The sequence below is a fragment of the Pseudomonas sp. UBA5706 genome (assembly GCF_002419965.1).
In the GTDB taxonomy this organism is placed as follows: domain Bacteria; phylum Pseudomonadota; class Gammaproteobacteria; order Pseudomonadales; family Pseudomonadaceae; genus Aquipseudomonas.
Window position 1 is genome coordinate 90,279 of record NZ_DIHC01000034.1, and the last position, 21,872, is coordinate 112,150.

A 21,872-nucleotide genomic window follows, 5' to 3' on the forward strand; every position below is an offset into this window, starting at 1 on the left:
GGCGTTACCACGCAGAGCACGGGAACGATCAGTCCCAACTTTTAGCTCGCCGCTCGCGGCTAGACCTTCTTGTAAAGCTGGCTGCCTTCCTGCTTGAAGCGCTCGGCCTGCTCGCGCATACCCTCGACCACGGACAGGTCCACCGCCTCGATCTTCTGGTTGGCTGCGTATTCGCGCACTTCCTGGGTGATTTTCATCGAGCAGAATTTCGGCCCGCACATCGAGCAGAAATGCGCGACTTTGGCCGAATCCTTCGGCAGCGTCTCGTCGTGGTACGAGCGCGCGGTGTCGGGGTCCAGGCCGAGGTTGAACTGGTCTTCCCAGCGGAACTCGAAGCGCGCCTTGCTCAAGGCGTTGTCGCGAATCTGCGCGCCCGGATGACCTTTGGCGAGGTCGGCGGCGTGTGCGGCGATCTTGTAGGTAATGATCCCGGTCTTCACATCGTCCTTGTTCGGCAGGCCCAGGTGCTCCTTCGGCGTGACGTAGCAAAGCATCGCGCAACCGAACCAGCCGATCATCGCCGCGCCAATGCCGGACGTGATGTGGTCATAGCCCGGCGCAATGTCGGTGGTCAGTGGGCCGAGGGTGTAGAACGGCGCTTCGTCGCAACATTGCAGCTGCTTGTCCATGTTTTCCTTGATCAACTGCATCGGCACGTGGCCAGGGCCTTCGATCATGCACTGCACGTCGTGCTTCCAGGCGATTTTGGTCAGCTCACCGAGGGTTTCCAGTTCGCCGAACTGCGCTTGATCGTTGGCGTCGGCAATGGAGCCTGGACGCAGGCCATCGCCCAGCGAGAAGCTGACGTCGTAGGCCTTCATGATTTGGCAGATTTCGTCGAAGTGGGTGTAGAGAAAGTTTTCCTGATGATGGGCCAGGCACCACTTGGCCATGATCGAACCACCACGGCTGACGATCCCGGTGACGCGCTTGGCGGTCAGCGGCACATACCGCAACAGCACACCGGCGTGAATGGTGAAGTAGTCGACGCCCTGTTCCGCCTGCTCGATCAGCGTGTCGCGGAACAGCTCCCAAGTCAGATCCTCGGCAGCGCCGCCGACTTTTTCCAGCGCCTGATAGATCGGCACCGTGCCAATCGGCACTGGCGAGTTACGGATGATCCACTCGCGGGTTTCGTGAATGTGCTTGCCGGTGGACAGGTCCATCACCGTGTCCGAACCCCAGCGAATGCCCCAGGTCAGCTTCGCCACTTCCTCTTCGATGGACGACCCCAGCGCACTGTTACCGATGTTGCCGTTGATCTTCACCAGAAAGTTACGGCCGATGATCATCGGTTCGAGTTCGACGTGGTTGATGTTGGCCGGAATGATCGCGCGGCCACGGGCGATTTCTTCGCGCACGAACTCAGGGGTGATTTCTTTCGCAATGCTCGCGCCGAAGCTGTGTCCGGCATGTTGCTGCTTCAGCAGCCCCGCGGCGCGGGCCTCTTGCAGCTTCATGTTCTCTCGGATGGCGACGTATTCCATCTCCGCGGTGATGATGCCCTGACGCGCGTAGTGCATCTGGCTGACGTTGGCCCCGACCTTGGCGCGACGAGGGTTGCGCACGTGAGCGAAGCGCAGTTTGGTCAGCTCGGCATCGGCCAGGCGCTGCTGGCCGAAATTGGACGTCAGGCCGGCCAGTCGTTCGGTGTCGCCACGCGACTTGATCCACGCCGAGCGCACATCACCCAGGCCTTTGCGCACGTCGATAATGACGTTGGGGTCGGTGTAAGGGCCGGATGTGTCGTACACGCAGACCGGCGCGTTGATTTCACCGCCAAAGTCCGTTGGCGTGACGTCCAGGCTGATTTCACGCATGGGCACGCGGATGTCGGGGCGCGAGCCCTGAACGTAGATTTTCTGCGAACGGGTGAACGGCTGAACCGACCCCGAATCGACCTGGGCTGACTCACTCAGATTGGCGTTTTTTAGTGTTGTATTCATCACGGGCTCTCCAGACATCATCCAGCGGCGGATTGATTTGTCGGAGCTTGAGCCTGATTCGAACGGACGGAGGCACCCTGAAACGAACACGGATGCTGAGAATCGAAAAACGAGGACTGTTCAAAAAATGAACGAAGACGACCCCGGACGACACTCAAGAGGACTCGCCGGGAGACGAGAAATCTTGTTCCCTACGCAGGCGCTAACCTGATCAGGTTCAACGGGATCCGGATTATCCGATCTCAGCCTCATATCAAGGCACCCCGACAAGAACGGCGTCAGTCTAGACGCCGTGTATCGAAAACGCCAAGCGGGGAATTCAAACGCACGTTAAATGGCTGCTTAAGCGGATTGTTGTCGGGTTGCCACGGAACTACACTCGCTGCGCGGCGCCAAAGCCGTCGGAACAAGACTTGGCGACAACAACTTCTAGGGAATGTCTATGCTGCGCAAATTTTCACTGGCCATTGCCGTGTCGTGTGCTTCGAGTGCAATGGCCGCAGCAGCGGACTTGCCTCTACCGACCAGAACCGGGCTGGTCAGTGTCTATCAGGAGGCCGTGAACAATAACGCCGACCTGGCTGCAGCGCGCGCCGATTATGACGCGCAGAAAGAAATCGTGCCCCAGGCCCGCGCCGGCCTGCTGCCGAATATCTCTGGCGGCGCCGATATTAACGACACACGCACCAAGATCGACGAGCCGTCTGCGGTGATCAACCGCAGTGGCACGGTCTATCGCGCGACCCTGAGCCAGCCGATCTTCCGCGCTGATCGCTGGTTCCAGCTTAAGGCTGCCAAGGATGTCAGTGAGCAGGCGCTGTTGCAGTTGTCGGCGACCGAACAGAACCTGATCCTGCAAAGCGCCGAAGATTACTTCTCGGTGTTGCGCGCCCAGGACAACCTGGCCTCGACCAAGGCTGAAGAGGCGGCGTTCAAACGGCAGCTGGATCAGGCCAACGGGCGCTTCGATGTCGGCCTTTCGGACAAGACCGACGTGCTGCAGGCCCAAGCCAGTTACGACACCGCCCGCGCATCGCGAATCGTAGCCCAGCGCCAGGTGGACGACGCGTTTCAGGCCCTGATGACCCTGACCAACCGCGAATACAATTCCATCGAAGGCATCGTGCATACCCTGCCGGTGCTTGTCCCGACACCCAACGATGCGAAATCCTGGGTCGACACGGCTTCGCAGCAGAACCTCAATCTGCTGGCTAGCAACTATGCGGTCAGCGCCGCCGAAGAAACCCTGCGCCAGCGCAAGGCCGGCCACGCTCCGACCGTCGATGCGGTGGCGCAGTACGAAAAAGGCGACAATGATCCCTTGGGTTTCAGTAACCCCAACTACACCGGGCAAGACTTCCACGGCAGCGTCGAGCAACGCACCATTGGTTTGCAGGTGAATATCCCGATCTACAGCGGCGGTCTGACCAGCTCGCAGGTGCGTGAGGCCTATGCCCGCCTCGGCCAGAGCGAGCAACAGCGCGAGGGCATGCGTCGGCAGGTGGTGGAAAACACCCGCAACCTGCATCGCGCAGTGAACACCGATGTGGAGCAGGTCCAGGCGCGCAAACAGTCGATCGTCTCCAGCCAGAGCGCGCTGGAGGCCACCGAAATCGGCTATCAGGTCGGTACGCGCAACATCGTCGACGTACTCGACGCGCAGCGTCAGTTGTACGCCTCGGTGCGCGATTACAACAACACTCGCTACGACTACATACTCGACAACCTGCGCCTGAAACAGGCAGCCGGAACCTTGAGCCCGGGGGATCTGCAGGACCTGTCGCGCTTCCTGAAGCCTGACTACAACCCGGACAAGGATTTCCTGCCGCCGGATCTGGCGAAAGAGGCGGCGAAGAATTTTGAGCGGCCGAGCGCAAGGTAGGCAGTTGATCTCGCCGAAGGGATGAATCATTAGCGCGGATCGCTTTTGTATCCTGCCCAAATAGCGTGGGCGTTCAGCTCGCGAGCAAGCTTGCTCCTGCTGGCTGCGCCCAGAATCAACAGCGACTCAGTGCAGGACCAGCAGTTTTGCGATCCCGTCCAATAACCGCTGCAACGCCCCCTGATTGGCTTTCATCACCTGCAACCCGGCGTCAGCCATAGCCCTGGCCTGCTGCGGCTGTTCGATCAGTCGCTGCACCACCGCTGCCAGCCCTGCTGAATCATTGACCTCTTCCAGCGCCCCGGCATTGCGCAGCATCGCAGCGATTTCGAGGAAGTTGAACAGGTGCGACCCACTGAGGATCGGTTTATCCAGCGCCGCCGGTTCCAGCAGGTTGTGGCCGCCATTGGGCACCAGGCTGCCACCGACGAAGGCGATGTCAGCCAGCGCATAGAGAAATAGCAGCTCGCCCATGGTGTCGCCGATCAGCACCGACGTCCCGTTTGTCACAGGCGCAGCCGTGGAACGACGAACACTGGTGAAGCCCTGCTGCTGGCTCAGTGCGAACACGCTATCGAAGCGCTCGGGATGGCGCGGTACGAGAATCAGCAGGGCATCGGGGTGGCTTTTCAGCACGTCGCGGTGGGCGGTCAGCACCACTTCATCCTCGCCCGCGTGCGTACTGGCGGCGATCCACACAGGACGCACAGCCGTCTGCCAAGCCTCACGTTGTTGCGCCGCGCGCTCCAGCAGTTGCGGGTCGATGGTCAGGTCGAACTTGATCGAGCCGGTCACTGTGACGCATTCCGGCCGCGCACCCAGATCACGAAAACGTTGAGCTTCGGTTTCGGTCTGCACGGCAATCAGGCTCATTTCAGCGAGCATTGGTCGGGTGAGTTTGGAGAACTTTCCATAGCCACGCGCAGAGCGTTCCGAAAGGCGCGCGTTAGCCAAGACCGTCGGGATCCCTCGCTTGGCACATTGATGAATGAGATTGGGCCATAGTTCGGTTTCCATGATGACGCCGATCTTTGGCTGGATGTGATCAAGAAAGCGCCCCGCCGCCCAAGGGAAATCGTAAGGCAGGTAGCAATGTTGAATGCGCGGCTCGTTGCCGAACATCGACTGGATGCGCTCGGACCCGGTCGGCGTCATGCAGGTGATGGTGATCGGCAGCTGTGGATAACGCACCAGCAGGGCGCGAATCATCGGTGCAGCGGCAATGCTTTCACCCACCGACACCGCGTGCACCCAGATGCCGCCTGTTTGCATCGGCGGCATCCCGCGAGCGAAACGTTCACCGATACGTTGCGCGTACGCCGGGGCCTTGCGCGCACGCAGCCACAGGCGCAGAGCGATCAGTGGCAGGCCAAGGTGGAACAGTAAGGTGTAGAGAGTTCTATTCATGGGCGCGGAGTTTATCAGCCATATGGACTTTATAGGATGAGCGTGGAGTCGCACGCACCCGCGCAATACTCCTTCGCACGCCTGCAGCACGCACTCCCTCGCCGTCCTCAAGGGAAGCTGGCGTCCGCGCCTGCGATCGCACAGACTCACGCTCAGACCGGTTTCGGGCGTGCGATCGCAGACTGCATTAGTTTTGCGTGCTCTCAAGACCCGCCGGAATCGAACACCGCTTATTCGAAGAGAGCCCCATCATGCCTGCCTACTACCTGCTCGCCATCGCCATCTGCGCCGAAGTCATCGGCACCGTTTCCATGAAAGCCGTCAAAGGCCTGAGTACGCCACTGCCGCTGCTGTTGGTGATCGTCGGTTACGCCGTGGCGTTCTGGATGCTGACACTGGTGGTGCGAACTATCCCCGTGGGCGTCGCCTACGCGGTCTGGGCGGGAATGGGGATCGTCATGGTGAGCATCGCCGCGCTATTTATCTATGGGCAGAAACTCGACCTGCCGGCCATTGCCGGCATGGGGCTGATCGTGGCAGGCGTGGGGGTGATCCAGCTGTTCTCGAAAACGGCCGGTCATTAAGGGGGGTCATTGAAAAGCGCCTTCCCCTATAATGGCGCGATTCGCTTTGCCATCTGAGGTATCCATGCCATCTGCTCTATCCACTGACGTTTTGATTGTCGGCGCAGGCGTTGCCGGTCTCTGGCTCAACGCGCGTCTGCGTCGGCAGGGTTTTTCGACAGTGCTGGTGGAGAGCGCCGGCCTCGGTGGCGGGCAGACCTTCAAGTCTCAGGGGATCATCCACGGCGGCGCCAAATACGCGCTGCATGGCGCGCTGTCCGGCGCCTCTGAAGCCATCGCCGATATGCCGCGCCGCTGGCGCGAAGCATTGGATGGCAACGGCGAACTGGATCTGCGCGGCGTACGATTGCTGTCCGAGGCCCATTACCTGTGGTCGCCGGGCACCATCGCCGGCAACCTCACCAGCTTTTTCGCCAGCAAGGCGGTGCGTGGCCGGGTCGATCAGGTCAAGGGCAGCGAGCTGCCCGCCGCCCTTCAGGACCCGCGTTTCAAGGGCAAGGTCTATCGTCTGGCGGAGCTGGTGATCGACGTACCCAGCCTTGTTGCGAAACTGGCAGAACTGGCGGGTGACAGCCTGTTGGCAGGCGACGTCATCGAGCCGCTGCGCGATGAGGGCCAGTTAACCGGCCTGCGCGTCGACGGTCGCGACATCCGTGCCCAGCGCGTGGTGCTCAGTGCAGGCGAAGGCACTGCCGACCTGCTCAAGGCGTTCAACATCAGCCAGCCAACCATGCAGCGCCGGCCGTTGCACATGGTTCTGGTCAAGGGCCCGACACTCAAGCCGCTGTACGCACACTGCCTGGGCGCTGGGCCGAAGCCGCGCATTACCGTCACCACGCATCCAGCTGCGAACGGTCAGTGGGTGTGGTATCTGGGCGGCGATATCGCCGAAGCCGACGGCGTGGCCCGTGGACCCGCCGAGCAGATTGCCTTCGCAAAAAGAGAACTCTCGCAGCTGCTGCCGTGGGTCGATCTGGGTCAGGCGCAGTTCGCCACTTTGCGGGTGGATCGCGCAGAGCCGCAACAGAGCGGACTGGTCAGGCCTGACAACGCCTATCTCGACGTGCAGGGCCGCCTGCTGGTGGGCTGGCCGACCAAACTGGCGCTGGCACCGGATTTCGCCGATCGTGTCCTGGCCTCGTTGTCACACGACGGTATTCATCCGATTCCGCAACCGACCTATGGCGACCTGCCCCGGCCGTCACTGGCTAAACCTGTGTGGGACGTGCTGCTGCCATGAAAACCCTGCACGACCTGCATCGACCTTTGGGCAGCCTCGGCATCGACGTGTCCCCTATCGGCTTGGGGACCGTCAAGCTGGGCCGCGATCAGGGCGTTAAATACCCCAGCGGCTTCACCATTCCCAATGATGACGAAGCGCGCATGCTGCTCAAACAGGCGCGGGATCTGGGCGTCAACCTGATCGATACGGCCCCCGCCTACGGCCGCAGCGAAGAACGCCTCGGCCCGCTGCTGCGCGGTCAGCGTCGCGATTGGGTGATCGTCAGCAAGGTGGGCGAAGAATTCGAAGCGGGCCAGTCGAGCCACGACTTCAGCGCGGCGCACACACGGCTGTCGGTCGAGCGCAGTCTGAAACGTCTGGAAACAGATTTTATCGATCTGGTGCTGGTGCACTCCGACGGTAACGACCTACATGTGCTCACCGAATGCGGCGTCTACCCGACGCTGGCCGAACTCAAGCGTGAAGGCAAGATCCGCGGCTTCGGTTTTTCAGGCAAGACGGTTGAAGGCGCATTGCTGGCGCTGCAGCAAGGCGACTGCGCGATGGTCACTTACAACCTCACTGAGCAAGGCGAAAAACCGGTCCTCGACTACGCTGCCTGCCATAACAGGGGCATCTTGATCAAAAAGGCCTTGGCCAGCGGGCACGTTTGCCTAAGCCCCGGTGTCGATCCTGTACAAGCCAGTTTCGAACTGCTGTTTGCACACCCTGGCGTGAGCGGTGCTATCGTCGGGACGATCAATCCTCTGCACCTGGCCCATAACGTAGCAACCGCCGCCGCCGTGATACGCCGTCAAGCCTGAAGTGGGCGGCCGACCCCAACGCAAGAAGGAGCCGATATGCCGCGAACCCTAATAAGAAAAAACCCCAGCAACTTCAAGACACTGCCGCTGCTCGTCGAAGCCACCCCGGAAAGCCTGAGCTACCAAAGCATCGGGATGCCGCTCAATTTCTCCCAGACCCTGCAACGTCGGCGCAACATCGAAGTGGAGGACAGCGAACGGTTTTCCACCGAGCTGGCCAATCTTGGTGTGTCCGTGCGCCTGACCCTCAATTGGCAGAATCGCGATTACTGGGTGCTGGTGCGCCAGCGTCGTCAGGACCGGGGCGATGTGGTCTTGAAGCTGATTTCCGGTTATGTCCCGGCTCATGAGCTGAACCTGCCGCTGCATACGGCGATCCAGGAAGTGGCCGAGGAATGCCTGATCGAAACGCCCCAAGGCTGGCTCGGTGGACGTTTCAATGAGACCTGGCTGCCCACCCCTTACGCCGCGGCATTGCACTACCGCGAGGCCCTGCCCTTTCGCCTAAGCCCGTTGTCCGGTGCTGCGCGACCTGTGCGCTGTGGCAGCATGACGCTGATCGAGCGTCCCCGAGCCTATGTTCATCTGCCCACCGCTTCATTGCAGTTGATCTACGACCTGCGCCTGGAAGTGCCCAGAGAAGCACGACCGCTGAGCCTGTTTCACGTGGACGAGGTGCTGGAGAACGATCAGCTGGTCGCCCGGCTTAATCGCAGCAAACCTGATCTGTACCTGATGCCGCTGGAGAACGGCTCGCCGTTGCCGGAGCTATACACCCTCAAGAATGACAAGCTGACGCCCGCTGGTACGCGCGGTCTGTATTTGGCGGAAAGCTTCGCCGCCCAGGAAGGCTGGGTAGTGAAGGAGGAGCGGATTCGCTGGAAGGACTGGCTGCTGCAGCAAGGCATGACGCCGCCCAAGCCAGAAAAGACAGGGATCAAGCGCAGGTTGAAGGTGGGCGCCAAACAGCTGCTGCGCATTGCACGCAAGACGCTGCATAAGTCGTAGGCAAACTCGCATGATCGGCAATGAACTCCTGTAGCACGACGCGTCGGCAGGAGCGACCTCTAAGGACGCCACCGCCAGCAAGCCGTGCTACAGGGGGAATCGATCACTGCCCTCGAATCTTCTCGACAATGGCGGTCGTCGAGCTGTTTTCGACCAGTCCCAAGACCCGCACTTCGCCACCGTGGGCCTGAACGAGCGACGCGCCGACCACCTGATCGACGTTGTAATCACCCCCTTTGACCAGCACATCGGGCTTGACGTGGCTCAACAGGTGCTCCGGCGTGTCTTCAGGGAAGGCGATCACCCAATCCACGGCGCCAAGCCCTGCCAACACGGCCATGCGCCGGTCAACGCTGTTGATCGGGCGGCCAGGGCCCTTGAGGCGGCTGACCGAGGCATCGTCGTTGACCGCAACGATCAAGCGATCACCCTGTGCCCGAGCCTGCTCCAGGTAGGTCACGTGGCCCGCATGCAGAATGTCGAAGCAGCCGTTGGTGAATACGATTTTCTCGTTGTGCGCACGTGCGTCATCAATGGCGAGCAGCAACTGATCCAGACTCAACACACCACGCTCCGAACCCTCGGCGCGCTGAATCGCGCGGCGCAACTCGGGCGCACTGATGGCTGCCGTACCCAGCTTGCCGACGACGATCCCGGCAGCGAGGTTGGCCAGCGCCACCGCGTGCGGCAACTCCTCGCCGGCCGCAATGGCCGCAGCCAGTGTCGAGATGACGGTGTCGCCAGCGCCGGTCACATCGAACACCTCACGGGCACGGGCCGGCAGGTGCAAGGCTTGCTGGTCGGGACGCAGCAGGGTCATGCCGTGTTCGCCACGGGTGACCAGTAATGCGCCCAGTTCAAGCTCGGCCATCAACCGGGCGCCCTTGGCTACCAGTTCGCTCTCATCGACACAATGACCGACGATGGCTTCGAATTCGCTGAGGTTTGGCGTAATGACGCTGGCGCCACGATAGATCGCGAAGTCTTTGCCTTTCGGGTCGGCCAGTACAGGAATGCCGCGTTCTCGGGCAGCCTTGATCAACACCTGATGGTTTCTCAAGGCTCCCTTGCCGTAGTCGGAGAGCACCAGCACCTTGACACCCTCGAGCAGAGCATCGACTTCGGTGCTCAGGGCGTGTGCGTCGGTGGCGAAGGGTTCTTCGAAATCAATGCGCAGCAACTGCTGATGGCGGCTCATCACGCGCAATTTGACGATGGTGGGCTGGTGGGCGATGCGCTGGAAACGCGCGGTGACGCCCGCTGCCATGAGGCTGTTGCTCAGGCTCTCGGCTGCCTCATCCTGACCGGTAACGCCGACCAGCGAGGCTTTGGCCCCCAGCGCGGCGATGTTCAACGCCACGTTGGCGGCGCCACCTGGACGATCTTCGATCTGGTCGACCTTGACCACCGGAACCGGGGCCTCAGGCGAAATTCTCGAGGTACCGCCATGCCAGTAGCGGTCGAGCATGACATCGCCCACTACCAGAACCGGTGCCTGATCGAAACGTGGCATGGACAACTTCATCGAACAACCCGTAACTAAGAATGAACAGGGGCGGAATCTTAACACAGGGTTTGCGAAGGCTTGAGAGCGAGAGGGAACTCGATGCGCCCGTTGAAGGATGACTCACTGCCGGAGCGCGCTCGCCTGCGAAAGCAGCGCGCCAGTGAACACCGTCGTCACTGGCGCTTCGCGTTCGCTGGCGTTGTAACCTCCGGCGTCCCCCTACAGATGCCTTGCCAAGGCGGAATTCGGCGTATGCACGCGATCTATTGCAGCAGCCGCCTTGCCGGAGAACGCGTCGAGGCGGCCGCTACAGTGTTTAGACCGCACCGACCGGCGCGGGCTCGTCCAGGCCCATTGCATGCAGACGCGCGTAGTAACCGTTTTGCTCCAGCAGCTCGGTGTGGGTGCCACGCTCGACAATGCGGCCCTGGTCCATGACCAGAATCAGATCGGCGCGCTCGATGGTCGACAGGCGGTGTGCGATGACCAGCGTGGTACGGCCTTTCATGACGTGGTCCAGCGCTGCCTGAATGTGGCGCTCGGATTCGGTGTCCAGCGCCGAGGTCGCTTCATCGAGAATCAGCAGCGGCGCGTTTTTCAGCAGTGCGCGAGCGATCGCCAGGCGCTGGCGCTGACCGCCGGACAGCAGGACGCCGTTTTCACCCACTTGAGTGTCAAAACCTTCAGGCAACTGGTCGATGAACTCCTTGGCGTAAGCGTCGTCGGCTGCGGCTTCGATGTCGGCGCGCGGCGCACCGGCCAGATCACCGTAGGCGATGTTGTTGGCGACCGAATCGTTGAACAGGGTCACCGCCTGATTCACCTGAGCGACGTGGCGACGCAGGTTACGCAAGCGGTAGTTCTCGATTTCAACGCCATCAAGCAGGATCTGCCCCGACGTGTGGTGATAGAACCGCGGAATCAGATTGGCCAGTGTCGACTTGCCACTGCCAGAGCGGCCCACCAGTGCAACCATCTGCCCGGGCGCTGCCGTAAAGCTTATGTCGTGCAACACCTGGCGCGCGGTTTGCGGATAAGTGAAGCTCAGGTTGCGGACTTCCAGGTTGCCCTGGACGCGCTCCAGTTCGACGCTACCGCTGTCCACTTCCGGCTCCACGTCCAACTGCTCGAAGATGCTTTCCGCACCGGCGACACCTTTCTGGATTGTCGAGCTGACTTCGGATAGCTGACGAATCGGCTTGGGCAAAAGGCCCGCCGCCGTGATGTAGGCCACCAGATCCCCGGCGGTGGCGTCACCGCGCAGCCACAGCACCAGGAACATCAGCACGGCCATGGCGGTGTAGATCACCAGTTGCAGCAGCGGTGTGTAGATCGCGCCGGTCTTGGTCATGCGCAGCTGTTTATCGGTATTGCTGGTGCTCGCCTTGGCGAAACGCTGTTCTTCGTACTTCTCGCCGCCAAAGCTGCGAACCACCCGGTAACCCTGGATGGTTTCCGAGGCCACGTGGGTCACATCGCCCATCGCCACCTGGATTTTCTTGCTCTGCTTGCGGAATTTCTTGCTTGAACTGCCCACCATGAATGCGATCAACGGCAGGATCGCCAACATCACGATGGTCAATTTCCAGTTCATCCAGACCAGATACAGGAACAGGAACACGATGGTCAGGCCTTCACGGATCACTACCTTGATCGCGTCGGTGGCGGCGCCGGTGACCATGGTCACATTGAAGGTGATGCGCGAGATCAGGTGCCCGGAGTTATGGGTATCGAAATAACGATTGGGCAAGACCAGCAGTTTGTTGAACAACTGGACCCGCAGGTCGTGGACCAATCCGAGGGACACCTTGGCCAGAAAGTAATTGCCCAGATAAGAACCCAGCCCCTGCCACGCCGCGATCAACACGATCAGCAATGGCACAGCCTGCAGCAACTGCAGATCACGCAGATAAGGCACATTGGGAAACAGCACGGCCTGAGGGTTGGTCAGGCCGTCGACGAAATACTTGAGGATGCCGGCCAGCATCGGCTGGGTCGAGGCGAAAATGACAAAGCCGACGATGCTGAGCAGGAAGATGCCTAGGTAAGGCTTCACATAAGTCAGCAGTCGGAAATAGATTTTCAGGCTGGAGGATTCGCGTTTCTCTGGCGTGCTCATGGTCATCGATACGATAAAAAGAGCCGAAATACTAACACACGGGTACGGTATTGGGCCTCGGGCAACCCGCTGAGGTATCATGGCCGCCATTTTCGAAGGAGCCCGCATGCGCGCACTCGCCTACGCTGACTACCAAGCCTTACGCAAAGACGCGCAAGTCATAGAAGCCGACTTCTTCGGGGACAAGGTGCTACGCCTGACCGACGGCAATTACATGAAGCTGTTCCGGCGCAAACGCCTGATCTCATCGGCGGCGCTCTTCCCCTACGCCAAGCGCTTCGCCAGCAACGCCCTGACCCTTCGCAAACGCGGCATCCCCTGCCCACACGTGCTCGCGACCTACCGGGTCGCCGAGATCTCACGGGATGTGGTGCATTACCAGCCACTGCCAGGGCAGACCCTTCGTCAGATGATCGCCGACGCCACGCATTTTCAGGATGCTGCCCTGCTCAGGAAATTCGGCCGGTTCGTCGCCGAGCTGCACAACCTGGGCATCTACTTTCGTTCGCTGCACTTGGGCAACGTGGTGATGACACCTGAAAACGAACTGGGCCTGATCGACATCGCCGACATGAAAACCTCGCGACGTCCGCTGCGCAAACGCCTGTGCCTGCGCAACTTCCAGCATATGCGTCGCTACCAGCACGACCACGCATGGCTGCTGCAGAAAGGCGGGGACCTGTTTTTCGAAAGTTACATCGAGCACAGCGCTCATCAATGGAAACGCCAGATCCTCAGCGAGCATCTGGCATTGGCCGAGCAGGCGTGAGGCTTAGCTGACCTGCTCCTTGCTTTCGGATTTGCCAAGGCACAGCGAAAGCACGAATGGCATCCACACCACCATCCACATGGCTCGCGCACGGCCAAAAACCGTAAACACGTCGAACTGCACGGCAACCGTGGCGAACACCCAGATCATCAGAATCGCCATGCCCAGGCTTTCGGTACGATGGCGCCACGCACGAAAACCCAGCCATAGCCACAGCCAGATCCACAACGCCGTGAACGGAATGCCGTACTGCACCGCAGTGTCGAGTATCAGGTTGTGGCAGTGGCTGAAGATAACCCCGCCCGCCGACACCTCGTAATCGCTGCTCAGGCCAATCCCCAGCCAGGGGTGGTGATGAATCAGCGCCAATGCGCCCTTCATCAATACCATGCGCTCGGAATCACCACGTTGCAGAATCGAAGGCTCGAATATCGCCAGCGCCACAGCGGCGACCAGGGCGATGATCGCCAAGGCGCGATAGAAGCGCCCGCCGCCAAGCAAGACGACCACAGCAGCAACGGCCATCAGGGAAACGATCGAGCCTCGGCTGCCAGTCATGATGACGAACGCCACCGAGCACGCCTGCAGCAGCGCCCAGATCACCCGGCCGCTGAGCTTCTGAGGCCACCAGGTGCAGCTAAGCACGACCAGCGCGGCGATGGTGTAGCCCGCCGGGTTGGGGTTATCCATGAAGCCACCAAAGCCGTACATCCGGTCGATGCCGCGCATGGGGTAGGTCATCAGCGCCGCCAGCGAGTAAAGCCCGGCCAATGCGCCCCACAGGATCATCATGCTTTGCAGCGGGCGATTGAACGTGCGTCCCCAAACGATCCAGCCAAGGATCAGCGTGAGGAAGAACAGCTCCCGCTTGACGATGGTCAGGTAACGTTCGGCGCCCACGCTCCACGACAACGAGATGATCGACCAGCTAAAAAGCAGCAGGAACAGCCATAGCTCGCGCCGGTTCAGCACGGTGTGGCGAAACTCATGAAAATAACGAACGATCAGGTACAGGCAGGGCAGATAAACGAAGGCGGTCAGCAGCCAGCTGTAGAATTTCATCGTCGGCGTCAGCAGCACGCCCGCCACGCTCCAGAACAGACCCAATGCCAGCAGCACGCCGGCGATGCCCAGGTGGTCACTGATGGAGCGCAACTGCGCATTTCCTTGCGAAACGACTCGGCTGAACACTTGCTGATCCTGTAAAGATTGACTCACTGGGCACCCTTGGGCTTTCTATATTTGAAGACGAAGTGCCTGAACCTCTTCCACGTCACTCGATTCCAGCGATGGACCGGAACGCTGGCAAACAACCCTCGGGCAAACTTCTTGTCCGCGACCACCGACTCTTTGAGAGCCTTGTTGATAATCGCCAGACGGCCTGCGTCATAGGCCGGGTTATCTCTGTAGGCCTCGATGACTTTCAGGTCATAGATCAACTGGCTTTTGTAAGCGGTCTTGGAAATATTGGTTTCATGTCGACGGTACAGCGTCACACGATCCGGAAGAATGTGAACCTGATAGCCGGCATTGGCGATGCGAAGGGTCATCTGGAAATCCTGGACCTTGATCGACGGATCGTAGCCACCCACCCGGTCAATTGCCTCGCGGCGGTACATGGCCACCGGCCCGCCAACGGCATAGGCATCGGCGAGCAACTCGTCGAAGCTCCAGTTCTGAACCGGCGCCTGAATGGCGAGCTTGTGCTTGAGCGGTTTGCCCTGGGAGTCGATATAGATGACCTTTGCGCCCAGCAGGCCCACTTCCGGGTGTTCCTGCATGTAGCTGACCTGACGACGAATGCGCCCGGCCAGCATCACGTCGTCGGAATCATGCGTCACCACCAGATCGCCACGGGCATGGCTCAGGGCATGGTTGAGCGCGGCACTGACGCCTTGGTTTTCCTGCTGGTAGAACTGAAAATCATGGGTCCGACGCAGGGCTTCGATTTTTTCTGCGCTGGCATCGGTCGAACCGTCATTGACGACGATCAGCTCGAAGTTGTCATAGTCTTGCTCAAGGACGCTCAGCAGCGACTCTTCGATATAAAGCTCATGGTTGAAACATGGCACTAGAATCGAGACTAAGGGCCATTTCATATCCGCACTCGACCCTTGGCCTCTGGCTGCACATTCACAGGCCATACTCCCGGAGGTTGACGGTGTATTCCATGACACGCTGCTGGTGAGAAAGAAGGCATGCGGAGATTATCTGATTTCAAATTGGTATCGTTATAGTCAGCGCATAAACCGTTCAAATTAAATCCCTAACGCTGCTCGCAGCTTCTCGAACCCGCTTACTGGCGCCTGTTTGCGCAACGGCGGTTCGAGTTCACGCACGATTCGCGCGCCGATCGCCCCGAACCCAAACTGAGACACTGCCAGATCGCGCCCATTGACCGCAATACGCTCAGCCAGATTAGGATCGCCTCGCAACACTTCGAGTTTTCTCTGCAATTGCGGGATATCGCTGTAAAAAACCACGTTGTGCATGTCCTGCAAGCCTAGTGCATGGTTTTCAGCCTCTCCCTGATCATAGGCAAGGAGCACGCATCCGCAGGCCATCGCTTCGAAATTCTTGATCATGAACTCACCCATGCCGACGTCCGCGCTGACGAAAAACCGGATGCGGTTCAGGGTGTCGCAATACTCGTCGCCGGATTTGGTGCGGGTCACCACCAGCTTTTCGACCTGTCCAAGCTCATCAAGCAATGCCTTGCGGCCGCTGTAGGCTACGCTGTTGGTGCTGCCGACGAACGCCAGTTCGATGTCCCGCTCACGCCCCTGATCGCACAGCAACGCCTGGTCATAGCCCTTGGGCACGAAAATCGCGTCGAAACCTTCCTGGCGCAGTCGCTCGCTGACCACGAATCCGGAGCTGAGCACGCGCACCCACGGCAGCTTGCGATAGTGCGCGCTGAACTTGCCGGTGTATTTGCACGGGATGTAGTTCTGGTAGGCATCGTGCTCAAGAATGACCAGATTGGGTACCGTACGAATGAAGCTCGCCTGCCGAATCTCCTGCTTGAAACGCAGGAAGAACACGATACGGTCATATCGCGTCACGTCCACCTGCTGGCGAAAGTAGCGCCGTAGATTGCGCTGCTCGCCAGAGTCGAGCCAGCGCAGATCGCATTCGCAGTGGGCCGCGACGCCTTCGTACAGGCGATCCAGAATGGCGCGTTGCTCTTTCTGGACCAGAAATAGAACCTTCATGGGCTTCCTTTATAAAACCAGATCTCGGCCCGGCCTCTTGATGCATCGCTTACACCATCAAGGGCAATCAGAGCTCCCGGCGCCAGAACAGTTCGTGGCGGCGCACGGCCTTTCTGAAAAATTCGTTCTCACCTTCCGCTGGCCAGCGGCGAGCGGTGAGCAACTTCTGCAGCCAGCGCCGAATCCGGCGTTTGAGCGGTGCAGGCGGCTGCAGGTCATGCATCATACCCAAGGCCATGGCCTTTTCTCGCTGCTGATCGATATCGAGCTCGATACTGTAGGGGACCAGGGGCTGCGAGGCGTCGAACACCGGTGGCAGCGCGACCCCGCTATAGGCATCGCCCATCGGCCAACGGTCATTGTCATGAAGATGGTTGGCATAACCGAGAATCACGCTTGGTTGCCACTCCAACCCCTGCAAGGCTTGGAGCACAGCTGCCTGGGAGCAGATGTGGTCGGGATGCGGATCGATGGTCGCGTGCGGCATGACCAGCACCTGCGGCCTGGCCTGTAGCAACAACGCGCGCAAATCGGCAATCAGGTTATTCCAGGTCGGTGCGCCATCGGCATCGCCGGGTAAGGAAAAGCTGTTGAATTGCCGAAAGATCCGGGTATCGCTCAACTCCGCTTCGCGAGACGCGATGGGCTGATCGGGGGCGGCCTGCATAGCGGGGAGTTGAAGGCAGAAATAGCCTAATTGCACGCAACGCGATTCCGGCACGCCGGCCCAGCGCGGCACCGTGATGCTGTCCCAGGCACGCAAACGGCCCTTGATGCGCGCTGCCTCGGCACGCTGCATACCCATCTGCTGATAGTGCTCGGCTTCGATTTCGCCTGCGGTCAGGGTGACGATCCAGCTTTCATCGGCCTGGCTGTACAGACCGAACGCGGCCAGTTCAGCGTCATCGGCATGGGGGGCAATGACCATGACCCTTTGGCGTCGAACGTCAGCATGGGCGAACGACCACAACTGCGGTTGCCCATGAATGTTGCAATGACGCCCGCGGATACGCAGCGTGCCCGCGCTTAGCGCAGCAGCGAAGCCGGTGAGATTGAGGTAACGCAAGCCCTTCGCGCCGCGCTCGAAGACCTGACTGTCGCGCAGCTGGCCACTGCTCAGCTCGACGGCAGGATCGAAGAACCGCCCCAGCCATGAACTTTTGATCGACAACGCCAGCACAACCGTTTCCGAACCGTGCATAACAGGGATTTGATCGACCACCAGCAGATTACCTTGCAGGGTCACCCCGGGTACTTGATTGGCTTCCGGGAGCTGATAAAGGTAGTCGTCGCCGGGTGAGTAGAACAGATGGTCAGAGAACCAAGCCTCATGACCCACCCAGCCCAGTACTGCGAGTACCAGCGGCAACCACCACGCCACCAACACGCCAAGCAGCACCAGAATGACCAATGCCACCAGCAGCGCCACGCGCTTGTTGCGACGGTGGCGTTTGAGCAATGCCTGTTTTCGGCTCAAATCTGAAATACCGGTACAGGGTTGCACCAACGATCCTTGTACTCACGGTCGGCGCGACCGAAGGAAAAACGCAGCGCCTTGTCACGTGCCCGAGCATCCTCCCAGGCACTTTGCGTATTAAGGAAGCTCAACACACTGCCGGGGCTGAAGTCGCGGGTTTCGGGATCGACGCCGCCGTTGACGTATTCAATGCTGATCCACTGTGGCGATTCGACACGGTAAATCAGCTGAATGGCGATCGGCGCGTCATTGAGGAAAATCACCGAACCGATGACCAGCTCACGCAACATCTCGACGACCTGCGCCATGTGCGCAGCGCCGGTGGCTGCGAATCCCCAGCGGCGCTGGAACAGATCGCAGTACATGCGCGCAATCTCGGCACTGCTGAAGTCGGTCACCGGACGGACAACGCCGCCCGCCTCCTCGAGCAGGCGCAGCTCGCGGCGCTGGTTGTAGCGAAATTTCTTCGACAACTCTTCCGGGGTGCGGGCCATGGCCAGGGATTCGGCCTGGGGCTGCAACGCGGCGAAGCGTCCTTCATTGAGTTGCGACAGGTAGCGCCCACGATGACGCAGCGTCACTTGGGCATCGGCGGCGGCAGGCAGGATAAGCTCGGCATTGCCGAGATCGAACAGGCCTTTCTTGCCATGGCTTTTCAGCACGTCCTTGGACAGCGCCAGCGAGCGGCCCCAGGTCGGGATCGCCGCCCGAAGTTCGCCGTCCTGTTCCCAGCCCAGGTAGCGCACCGGGATCTGCGCCAGCGCAGCCAGCCGCTCGACCACCAGAGGATGGGTCGCGACGCTGCCGCCGAACCGCTCCCAGGCGCGTTGATAGGCAGGCGCATCGATCAGCGTCCAGCCACGTTCCCGCCAGGCTTTAAAACGATTGAGCATCAGGACTCCGCAGTCAGGTCGGTGACCTGCGGCAGACGCCAGAAGACAGTGCGCACGGCCTCATCGGAAAACCGCTCACGCAACCGATCCAGCATCATCGCGGCGCATGACGCGCGTTGCTCGGTATCCAGGCGGGACAGATGAGTCAGTCCCTGTGCAAGGTGCTCGGCATCGCCCAGCGGGAAAAGAATGCCGATGCCTTCGACCACTTCCCGGGCGCCCCCGGCAGCGGTCGCGATCACCGGCACTCCGGCAACCATGGCTTCCAGAAGCACCATGCCGAAGGGTTCGTGATCGGAACTCAGGGCAAAGGCATCGAATGCCTTGAAGTACCGACTGGCGTGAGGCACCTGACCCGGCAACATGACCTGGTGCCCGATGCCCAGTTCCATCGCCAGCTCCTTGAGGTCCTGCTCGAGGCGGCCTTTGCCCAACATCACCAAATGACTATTGACTGGCAGCGTAGGCAACGCCTGGGCGAAACCGCGCAACAGCGTGGCCTGATCCTTATCCGGGTGCAGCCGACCGACATTGCCGACGATCCACGCGTCTTGCGGCAGACCCAACACTTCGCGGGCCTCTTCACGGGACACTTGGGTTGCTGCAAGTTGCTCGATGTCGATCCGGTTATAAAGCGTCTGAATGCGCCCGGTCGGCCATTTGGGCAGGCATCTGCGCATGTCGTCGCGCACCGCATCGGACACGCCGAGCAAGCTCAGGCGCATGCGCAACAGATGCGCGAACAGCTTGCGGCTGCGGCGCTGATAGTCGCCAAAGGCGTGATGCACACCGATCACCGGCAAACCGGTGGCCAGCAGCGCGATGTAGATCGGTTTAAAACGGTGAGCGATACAGAACGCGAAATCCCGGGAGGCGGCAATTTTCCGCAGATCGCGGATGGCGCCCAGCTTCAGGCCACGAATGGCCTTGGAGCTGTACTCCATGAACAGCACGTCGTCGGACGCGCAGCCCGCGGCGACGTCCAGGTCGGCAGCGCCGGTCAGGAATACCGTCGTGACCCGGTATCCCTTTCCCGCGAACAGGCTGGCGTATTGACGGGCGCAGTCGAGAAACGGCCCGTCATAGCCGTGACAGAACTGCAACACATGGCGCTCAGCCGAGCGTGTCATAGGTGTCCGCGCCGTCTTTGACCACCAGGATGTCTTCCATGATCAGGTATTGCAGGTCCGAGCCAAAGAACATGTTCAGCGCATCGGTCGGCGAGCAGATCATCGGTTCGCCACGACGGTTCAGCGAAGTGTTCAGCGACACACCGTTGCCGGTCAGGTTCTCCAGCGCCTTCATCATGTCGTAGTAACGCGGGTTGTATTCTCGCTTGAGCACCTGAGCACGGGACGTGCCGTCTTCGTGGACCACTTCCGGCACGCGGGTCTTCCACTCTTCGGCGACTTCAAACGTGAAGGTCATGAACGGCGCCGGGTGATCGATCTTGATCATCTGCGCAGCAACGGTGTCGAGCATCGACGGGCAGAAAGGCCTCCAGCGCTCACGGAACTTGATCTGGTGGTTGATGCGATCGGCAACCCCGGCCACGCTCGGGCAGCCGATGATCGAACGACCACCCAGCGCACGCGGGCCAAATTCCATACGGCCCTGGAACCAGGCCACAGGGTTGCCATCGACCATGATTTTGGCGATCTGCTCGGGCATGTTCTCAAGCTTGCGCCACGCCGGCGCGCTCGGATGACGGGCGCAGGCCGCGATCACGTCTTCGTTGCTGTATGACGGGCCGAGGTAGACATGCTCCATCTTCTCGACCGGCACGCCGCGTGCGTGGGAAACGTAGGCCGCCGCACCGACCGCCGTACCGGCGTCGCCGGAAGCTGGTTGCACGAACAACTCCTTGACTTCCGGGCGCGCGATGATCTTCTGGTTCAGCTTGACGTTCAGCGCACAGCCGCCGGCGAAGGCGATCTTGCCAGTTTCCTTGAGGATGTCGCCCAGGTAGTGGTCCATCATCTGCAGCGCCAGCTTTTCGAACAACGCCTGCATGCTGGCCGCATAGTGGATGTACGGCTCATCGGCGATATCGCCTTCGCGCTTGGGACCCAGCCACTCGATCAGCTTGGGCGAGAAGTAAAAGCCCTTGCCCTTTTCTTTATAGCGACGCAGGCCGATGACGTTGGCGTAGTCGGTGTTAATCACCAGTTCGCCGTTTTCGAAGCTGGCCAGACGCGAGAAGTCGTACTTGCTGGCATCGCCGTACGGCGCCATGCCCATGACCTTGAACTCGCCGTCGAGCATTTCGAAACCCAGGAACTCAGTGATCGCGCCGTACAGGCCGCCGAGGGAGTCTGGATCGAAGAATTCCTTGATCTTGTGGATCTTGCCGTTCTCGCCATAGCCAAAGAACGTGGTGGCGTACTCACCCTTGCCGTCGATGCCCAGGATCGCGGTTTTCTCTTTGAAGCCGGAGCAGTGATAGGCGCTGGAGGCGTGGGCCAGGTGGTGCTCGACCGGCTCGATCTTGATCTTTTTTGGATCGAAGCCCAGTTGTTCCAGGCACCAGACGATCTTGTTGCGGTAGCGCTTGTACCGACGATTGCCCATCAGGATAGCGTCGAGCGCGCGATCCGGGGCATACCAGTAACGCTTGGCGTAGTGCCAGCGCGCTTCGCCAAACAAGCTGATCGGGGCAAACGGAATGGCGACCACATCGACGTCCGATGGCTTGATGCCGGCCTGCTCAAGGCAGAACTTCGCCGACTCGTAAGGCATGCGGTGCTTTGCGTGCTTGTCGCGCACAAAGCGCTCTTCTTCGGCAGCCGCAACCAGCTTGCCGTCGATGTACAGGGCCGCGGAAGGATCATGGCTAAGGGCGCCGGACAGGCCAAGGATCGTCAATGCCACTAGGGTCTAGCCTCTTAAGTCTGCAGACAGGCGTCGTGCGCCTGAAAAATAAGGTGTGCCCTGCGCGGGAGCGGCGGGCAGCTAAAGCGCGGGATTATAGCGTAATGAACCGAGATATGGCGCTCGACGAAAGAACGCATCCGCCTGC

17 protein-coding genes and 1 riboswitch are annotated in these 21,872 nt (G+C 60.4%); of the genes, 6 read left to right on the top strand and 11 right to left on the bottom strand.

Annotation, left to right across the window (positions count from 1 at the left end; all coding sequences use genetic code 11):
* Positions 1 to 59: 59 nt before the first annotated feature.
* Positions 60 to 1,946, bottom strand: a complete 1,887-nt coding sequence (thiC, locus tag B3I26_RS16525; RefSeq protein ID WP_296259102.1) for a phosphomethylpyrimidine synthase ThiC — start codon at positions 1,944 to 1,946, stop codon at positions 60 to 62.
* A gap of 171 nt (positions 1,947 to 2,117) precedes the next feature.
* Positions 2,118 to 2,222, bottom strand: a riboswitch (TPP riboswitch).
* Between the two features lie 166 nt (positions 2,223 to 2,388).
* On the opposite strand from thiC, the gene B3I26_RS16530 reads away from it, so the two are divergent.
* Positions 2,389 to 3,828: a TolC family outer membrane protein gene (locus tag B3I26_RS16530; RefSeq protein WP_296259103.1), complete on the top strand. Its 1,440-nt coding sequence runs from the start codon at positions 2,389 to 2,391 to the stop codon at positions 3,826 to 3,828.
* Between the two features lie 126 nt (positions 3,829 to 3,954).
* On the opposite strand, the gene waaA is transcribed toward B3I26_RS16530, so the two are convergent.
* On the bottom strand, positions 3,955 to 5,235 hold the full coding sequence (gene waaA / locus B3I26_RS16535) for a lipid IV(A) 3-deoxy-D-manno-octulosonic acid transferase (protein ID WP_296259105.1): 1,281 nt from the start codon (positions 5,233 to 5,235) through the stop codon (positions 3,955 to 3,957).
* A 251-nt stretch (positions 5,236 to 5,486) separates the two neighbouring features.
* Here waaA and B3I26_RS16540 point away from each other — a divergent pair, with 251 nt between their 5' ends.
* The 4 genes from B3I26_RS16540 to B3I26_RS16555 all read left to right on the top strand — a co-directional run bounded on the left by B3I26_RS16540 (position 5,487) and on the right by B3I26_RS16555 (position 8,873).
* Entirely contained in the window at positions 5,487 to 5,819 is a 333-nt protein-coding gene (locus B3I26_RS16540) for a DMT family transporter (RefSeq protein WP_296259107.1), read from the top strand.
* A gap of 64 nt (positions 5,820 to 5,883) precedes the next feature.
* Positions 5,884 to 7,059 carry an NAD(P)/FAD-dependent oxidoreductase gene (locus B3I26_RS16545; protein ID WP_296259108.1) on the top strand — a complete coding sequence of 392 codons (1,176 nt, stop codon included), beginning with the start codon at positions 5,884 to 5,886 and terminating at the stop codon, positions 7,057 to 7,059.
* Complete coding sequence (locus B3I26_RS16550) at positions 7,056 to 7,865, top strand: aldo/keto reductase (protein ID WP_296259110.1); 810 nt, start codon at positions 7,056 to 7,058, stop codon at positions 7,863 to 7,865. Before B3I26_RS16545 ends, B3I26_RS16550 begins: the two co-directional genes overlap by 4 nt.
* A gap of 36 nt (positions 7,866 to 7,901) precedes the next feature.
* The gene (locus B3I26_RS16555; protein WP_296259112.1) at positions 7,902 to 8,873 is read left to right on the top strand and encodes a metal ABC transporter ATPase; all 972 of its coding nucleotides are present in this window, start codon (positions 7,902 to 7,904) and stop codon (positions 8,871 to 8,873) included.
* A gap of 103 nt (positions 8,874 to 8,976) precedes the next feature.
* On the opposite strand, the gene hldE is transcribed toward B3I26_RS16555, so the two are convergent.
* Both hldE and msbA read right to left on the bottom strand, forming a co-directional pair.
* Complete coding sequence (hldE, locus tag B3I26_RS16560; protein WP_296259113.1) at positions 8,977 to 10,398, bottom strand: bifunctional D-glycero-beta-D-manno-heptose-7-phosphate kinase/D-glycero-beta-D-manno-heptose 1-phosphate adenylyltransferase HldE; 1,422 nt, start codon at positions 10,396 to 10,398, stop codon at positions 8,977 to 8,979.
* A gap of 298 nt (positions 10,399 to 10,696) precedes the next feature.
* Complete coding sequence (msbA, locus tag B3I26_RS16565; protein ID WP_296259114.1) at positions 10,697 to 12,499, bottom strand: lipid A export permease/ATP-binding protein MsbA; 1,803 nt, start codon at positions 12,497 to 12,499, stop codon at positions 10,697 to 10,699.
* A gap of 106 nt (positions 12,500 to 12,605) precedes the next feature.
* Here msbA and B3I26_RS16570 point away from each other — a divergent pair, with 106 nt between their 5' ends.
* Positions 12,606 to 13,268 carry a phosphotransferase gene (locus B3I26_RS16570; RefSeq protein WP_296259115.1) on the top strand — a complete coding sequence of 221 codons (663 nt, stop codon included), beginning with the start codon at positions 12,606 to 12,608 and terminating at the stop codon, positions 13,266 to 13,268.
* A 3-nt stretch (positions 13,269 to 13,271) separates the two neighbouring features.
* Here B3I26_RS16570 and B3I26_RS16575 read toward each other — a convergent pair whose 3' ends face one another.
* The 7 genes from B3I26_RS16575 to B3I26_RS16605 form a co-directional block, all read right to left on the bottom strand.
* On the bottom strand, positions 13,272 to 14,486 hold the full coding sequence (locus B3I26_RS16575) for an O-antigen ligase family protein (RefSeq protein ID WP_296259116.1): 1,215 nt from the start codon (positions 14,484 to 14,486) through the stop codon (positions 13,272 to 13,274).
* Complete coding sequence (locus B3I26_RS16580; RefSeq protein WP_296259117.1) at positions 14,483 to 15,367, bottom strand: glycosyltransferase family 2 protein; 885 nt, start codon at positions 15,365 to 15,367, stop codon at positions 14,483 to 14,485. Before B3I26_RS16580 ends, B3I26_RS16575 begins: the two co-directional genes overlap by 4 nt.
* A gap of 159 nt (positions 15,368 to 15,526) precedes the next feature.
* A complete protein-coding gene (locus B3I26_RS16585) occupies positions 15,527 to 16,483 on the bottom strand; it encodes a glycosyltransferase family protein (RefSeq protein WP_296259118.1) in 957 nt (318 codons plus the stop codon).
* 67 nt (positions 16,484 to 16,550) lie between these two features.
* The gene (locus tag B3I26_RS16590; RefSeq protein WP_296259119.1) at positions 16,551 to 17,960 is read right to left on the bottom strand and encodes a PIG-L deacetylase family protein; all 1,410 of its coding nucleotides are present in this window, start codon (positions 17,958 to 17,960) and stop codon (positions 16,551 to 16,553) included.
* Entirely contained in the window at positions 17,957 to 18,853 is an 897-nt protein-coding gene (locus tag B3I26_RS16595; RefSeq protein WP_296259121.1) for an antimicrobial resistance protein Mig-14, read from the bottom strand. Before B3I26_RS16595 ends, B3I26_RS16590 begins: the two co-directional genes overlap by 4 nt.
* The gene (locus tag B3I26_RS16600) at positions 18,853 to 19,983 is read right to left on the bottom strand and encodes a glycosyltransferase (RefSeq protein WP_296259122.1); all 1,131 of its coding nucleotides are present in this window, start codon (positions 19,981 to 19,983) and stop codon (positions 18,853 to 18,855) included. The genes B3I26_RS16595 and B3I26_RS16600 overlap by 1 nt, the downstream gene beginning before the upstream one ends.
* On the bottom strand, positions 19,967 to 21,724 hold the full coding sequence (locus B3I26_RS16605; RefSeq protein ID WP_296259123.1) for a carbamoyltransferase family protein: 1,758 nt from the start codon (positions 21,722 to 21,724) through the stop codon (positions 19,967 to 19,969). The genes B3I26_RS16600 and B3I26_RS16605 overlap by 17 nt, the downstream gene beginning before the upstream one ends.
* Positions 21,725 to 21,872: the final 148 nt, after the last annotated feature.

Bases quoted from the DNA above. Each gene is read 5' to 3' on its own strand.
- B3I26_RS16540 (WP_296259107.1), top strand. From the start codon at position 5,487: ATGCCTGCCTACTACCTGCTCGCCATCGCCATCTGCGCCGAAGTCATC.
- B3I26_RS16545 (WP_296259108.1), top strand. From the start codon at position 5,884: ATGCCATCTGCTCTATCCACTGACGTTTTGATTGTCGGCGCAGGCGTT.
- B3I26_RS16580 (WP_296259117.1), bottom strand. From the start codon at position 15,367: ATGAAATGGCCCTTAGTCTCGATTCTAGTGCCATGTTTCAACCATGAG.
- thiC (WP_296259102.1), bottom strand. From the start codon at position 1,946: ATGAATACAACACTAAAAAACGCCAATCTGAGTGAGTCAGCCCAGGTC.
- B3I26_RS16585 (WP_296259118.1), bottom strand. From the start codon at position 16,483: ATGAAGGTTCTATTTCTGGTCCAGAAAGAGCAACGCGCCATTCTGGAT.
- B3I26_RS16595 (WP_296259121.1), bottom strand. From the start codon at position 18,853: ATGCTCAATCGTTTTAAAGCCTGGCGGGAACGTGGCTGGACGCTGATC.
- hldE (WP_296259113.1), bottom strand. From the start codon at position 10,398: ATGAAGTTGTCCATGCCACGTTTCGATCAGGCACCGGTTCTGGTAGTG.
- B3I26_RS16555 (WP_296259112.1), top strand. From the start codon at position 7,902: ATGCCGCGAACCCTAATAAGAAAAAACCCCAGCAACTTCAAGACACTG.
- B3I26_RS16600 (WP_296259122.1), bottom strand. From the start codon at position 19,983: ATGACACGCTCGGCTGAGCGCCATGTGTTGCAGTTCTGTCACGGCTAT.
- B3I26_RS16530 (WP_296259103.1), top strand. From the start codon at position 2,389: ATGCTGCGCAAATTTTCACTGGCCATTGCCGTGTCGTGTGCTTCGAGT.
- msbA (WP_296259114.1), bottom strand. From the start codon at position 12,499: ATGAGCACGCCAGAGAAACGCGAATCCTCCAGCCTGAAAATCTATTTC.
- waaA (WP_296259105.1), bottom strand. From the start codon at position 5,235: ATGAATAGAACTCTCTACACCTTACTGTTCCACCTTGGCCTGCCACTG.
- B3I26_RS16570 (WP_296259115.1), top strand. From the start codon at position 12,606: ATGCGCGCACTCGCCTACGCTGACTACCAAGCCTTACGCAAAGACGCG.
- B3I26_RS16550 (WP_296259110.1), top strand. From the start codon at position 7,056: ATGAAAACCCTGCACGACCTGCATCGACCTTTGGGCAGCCTCGGCATC.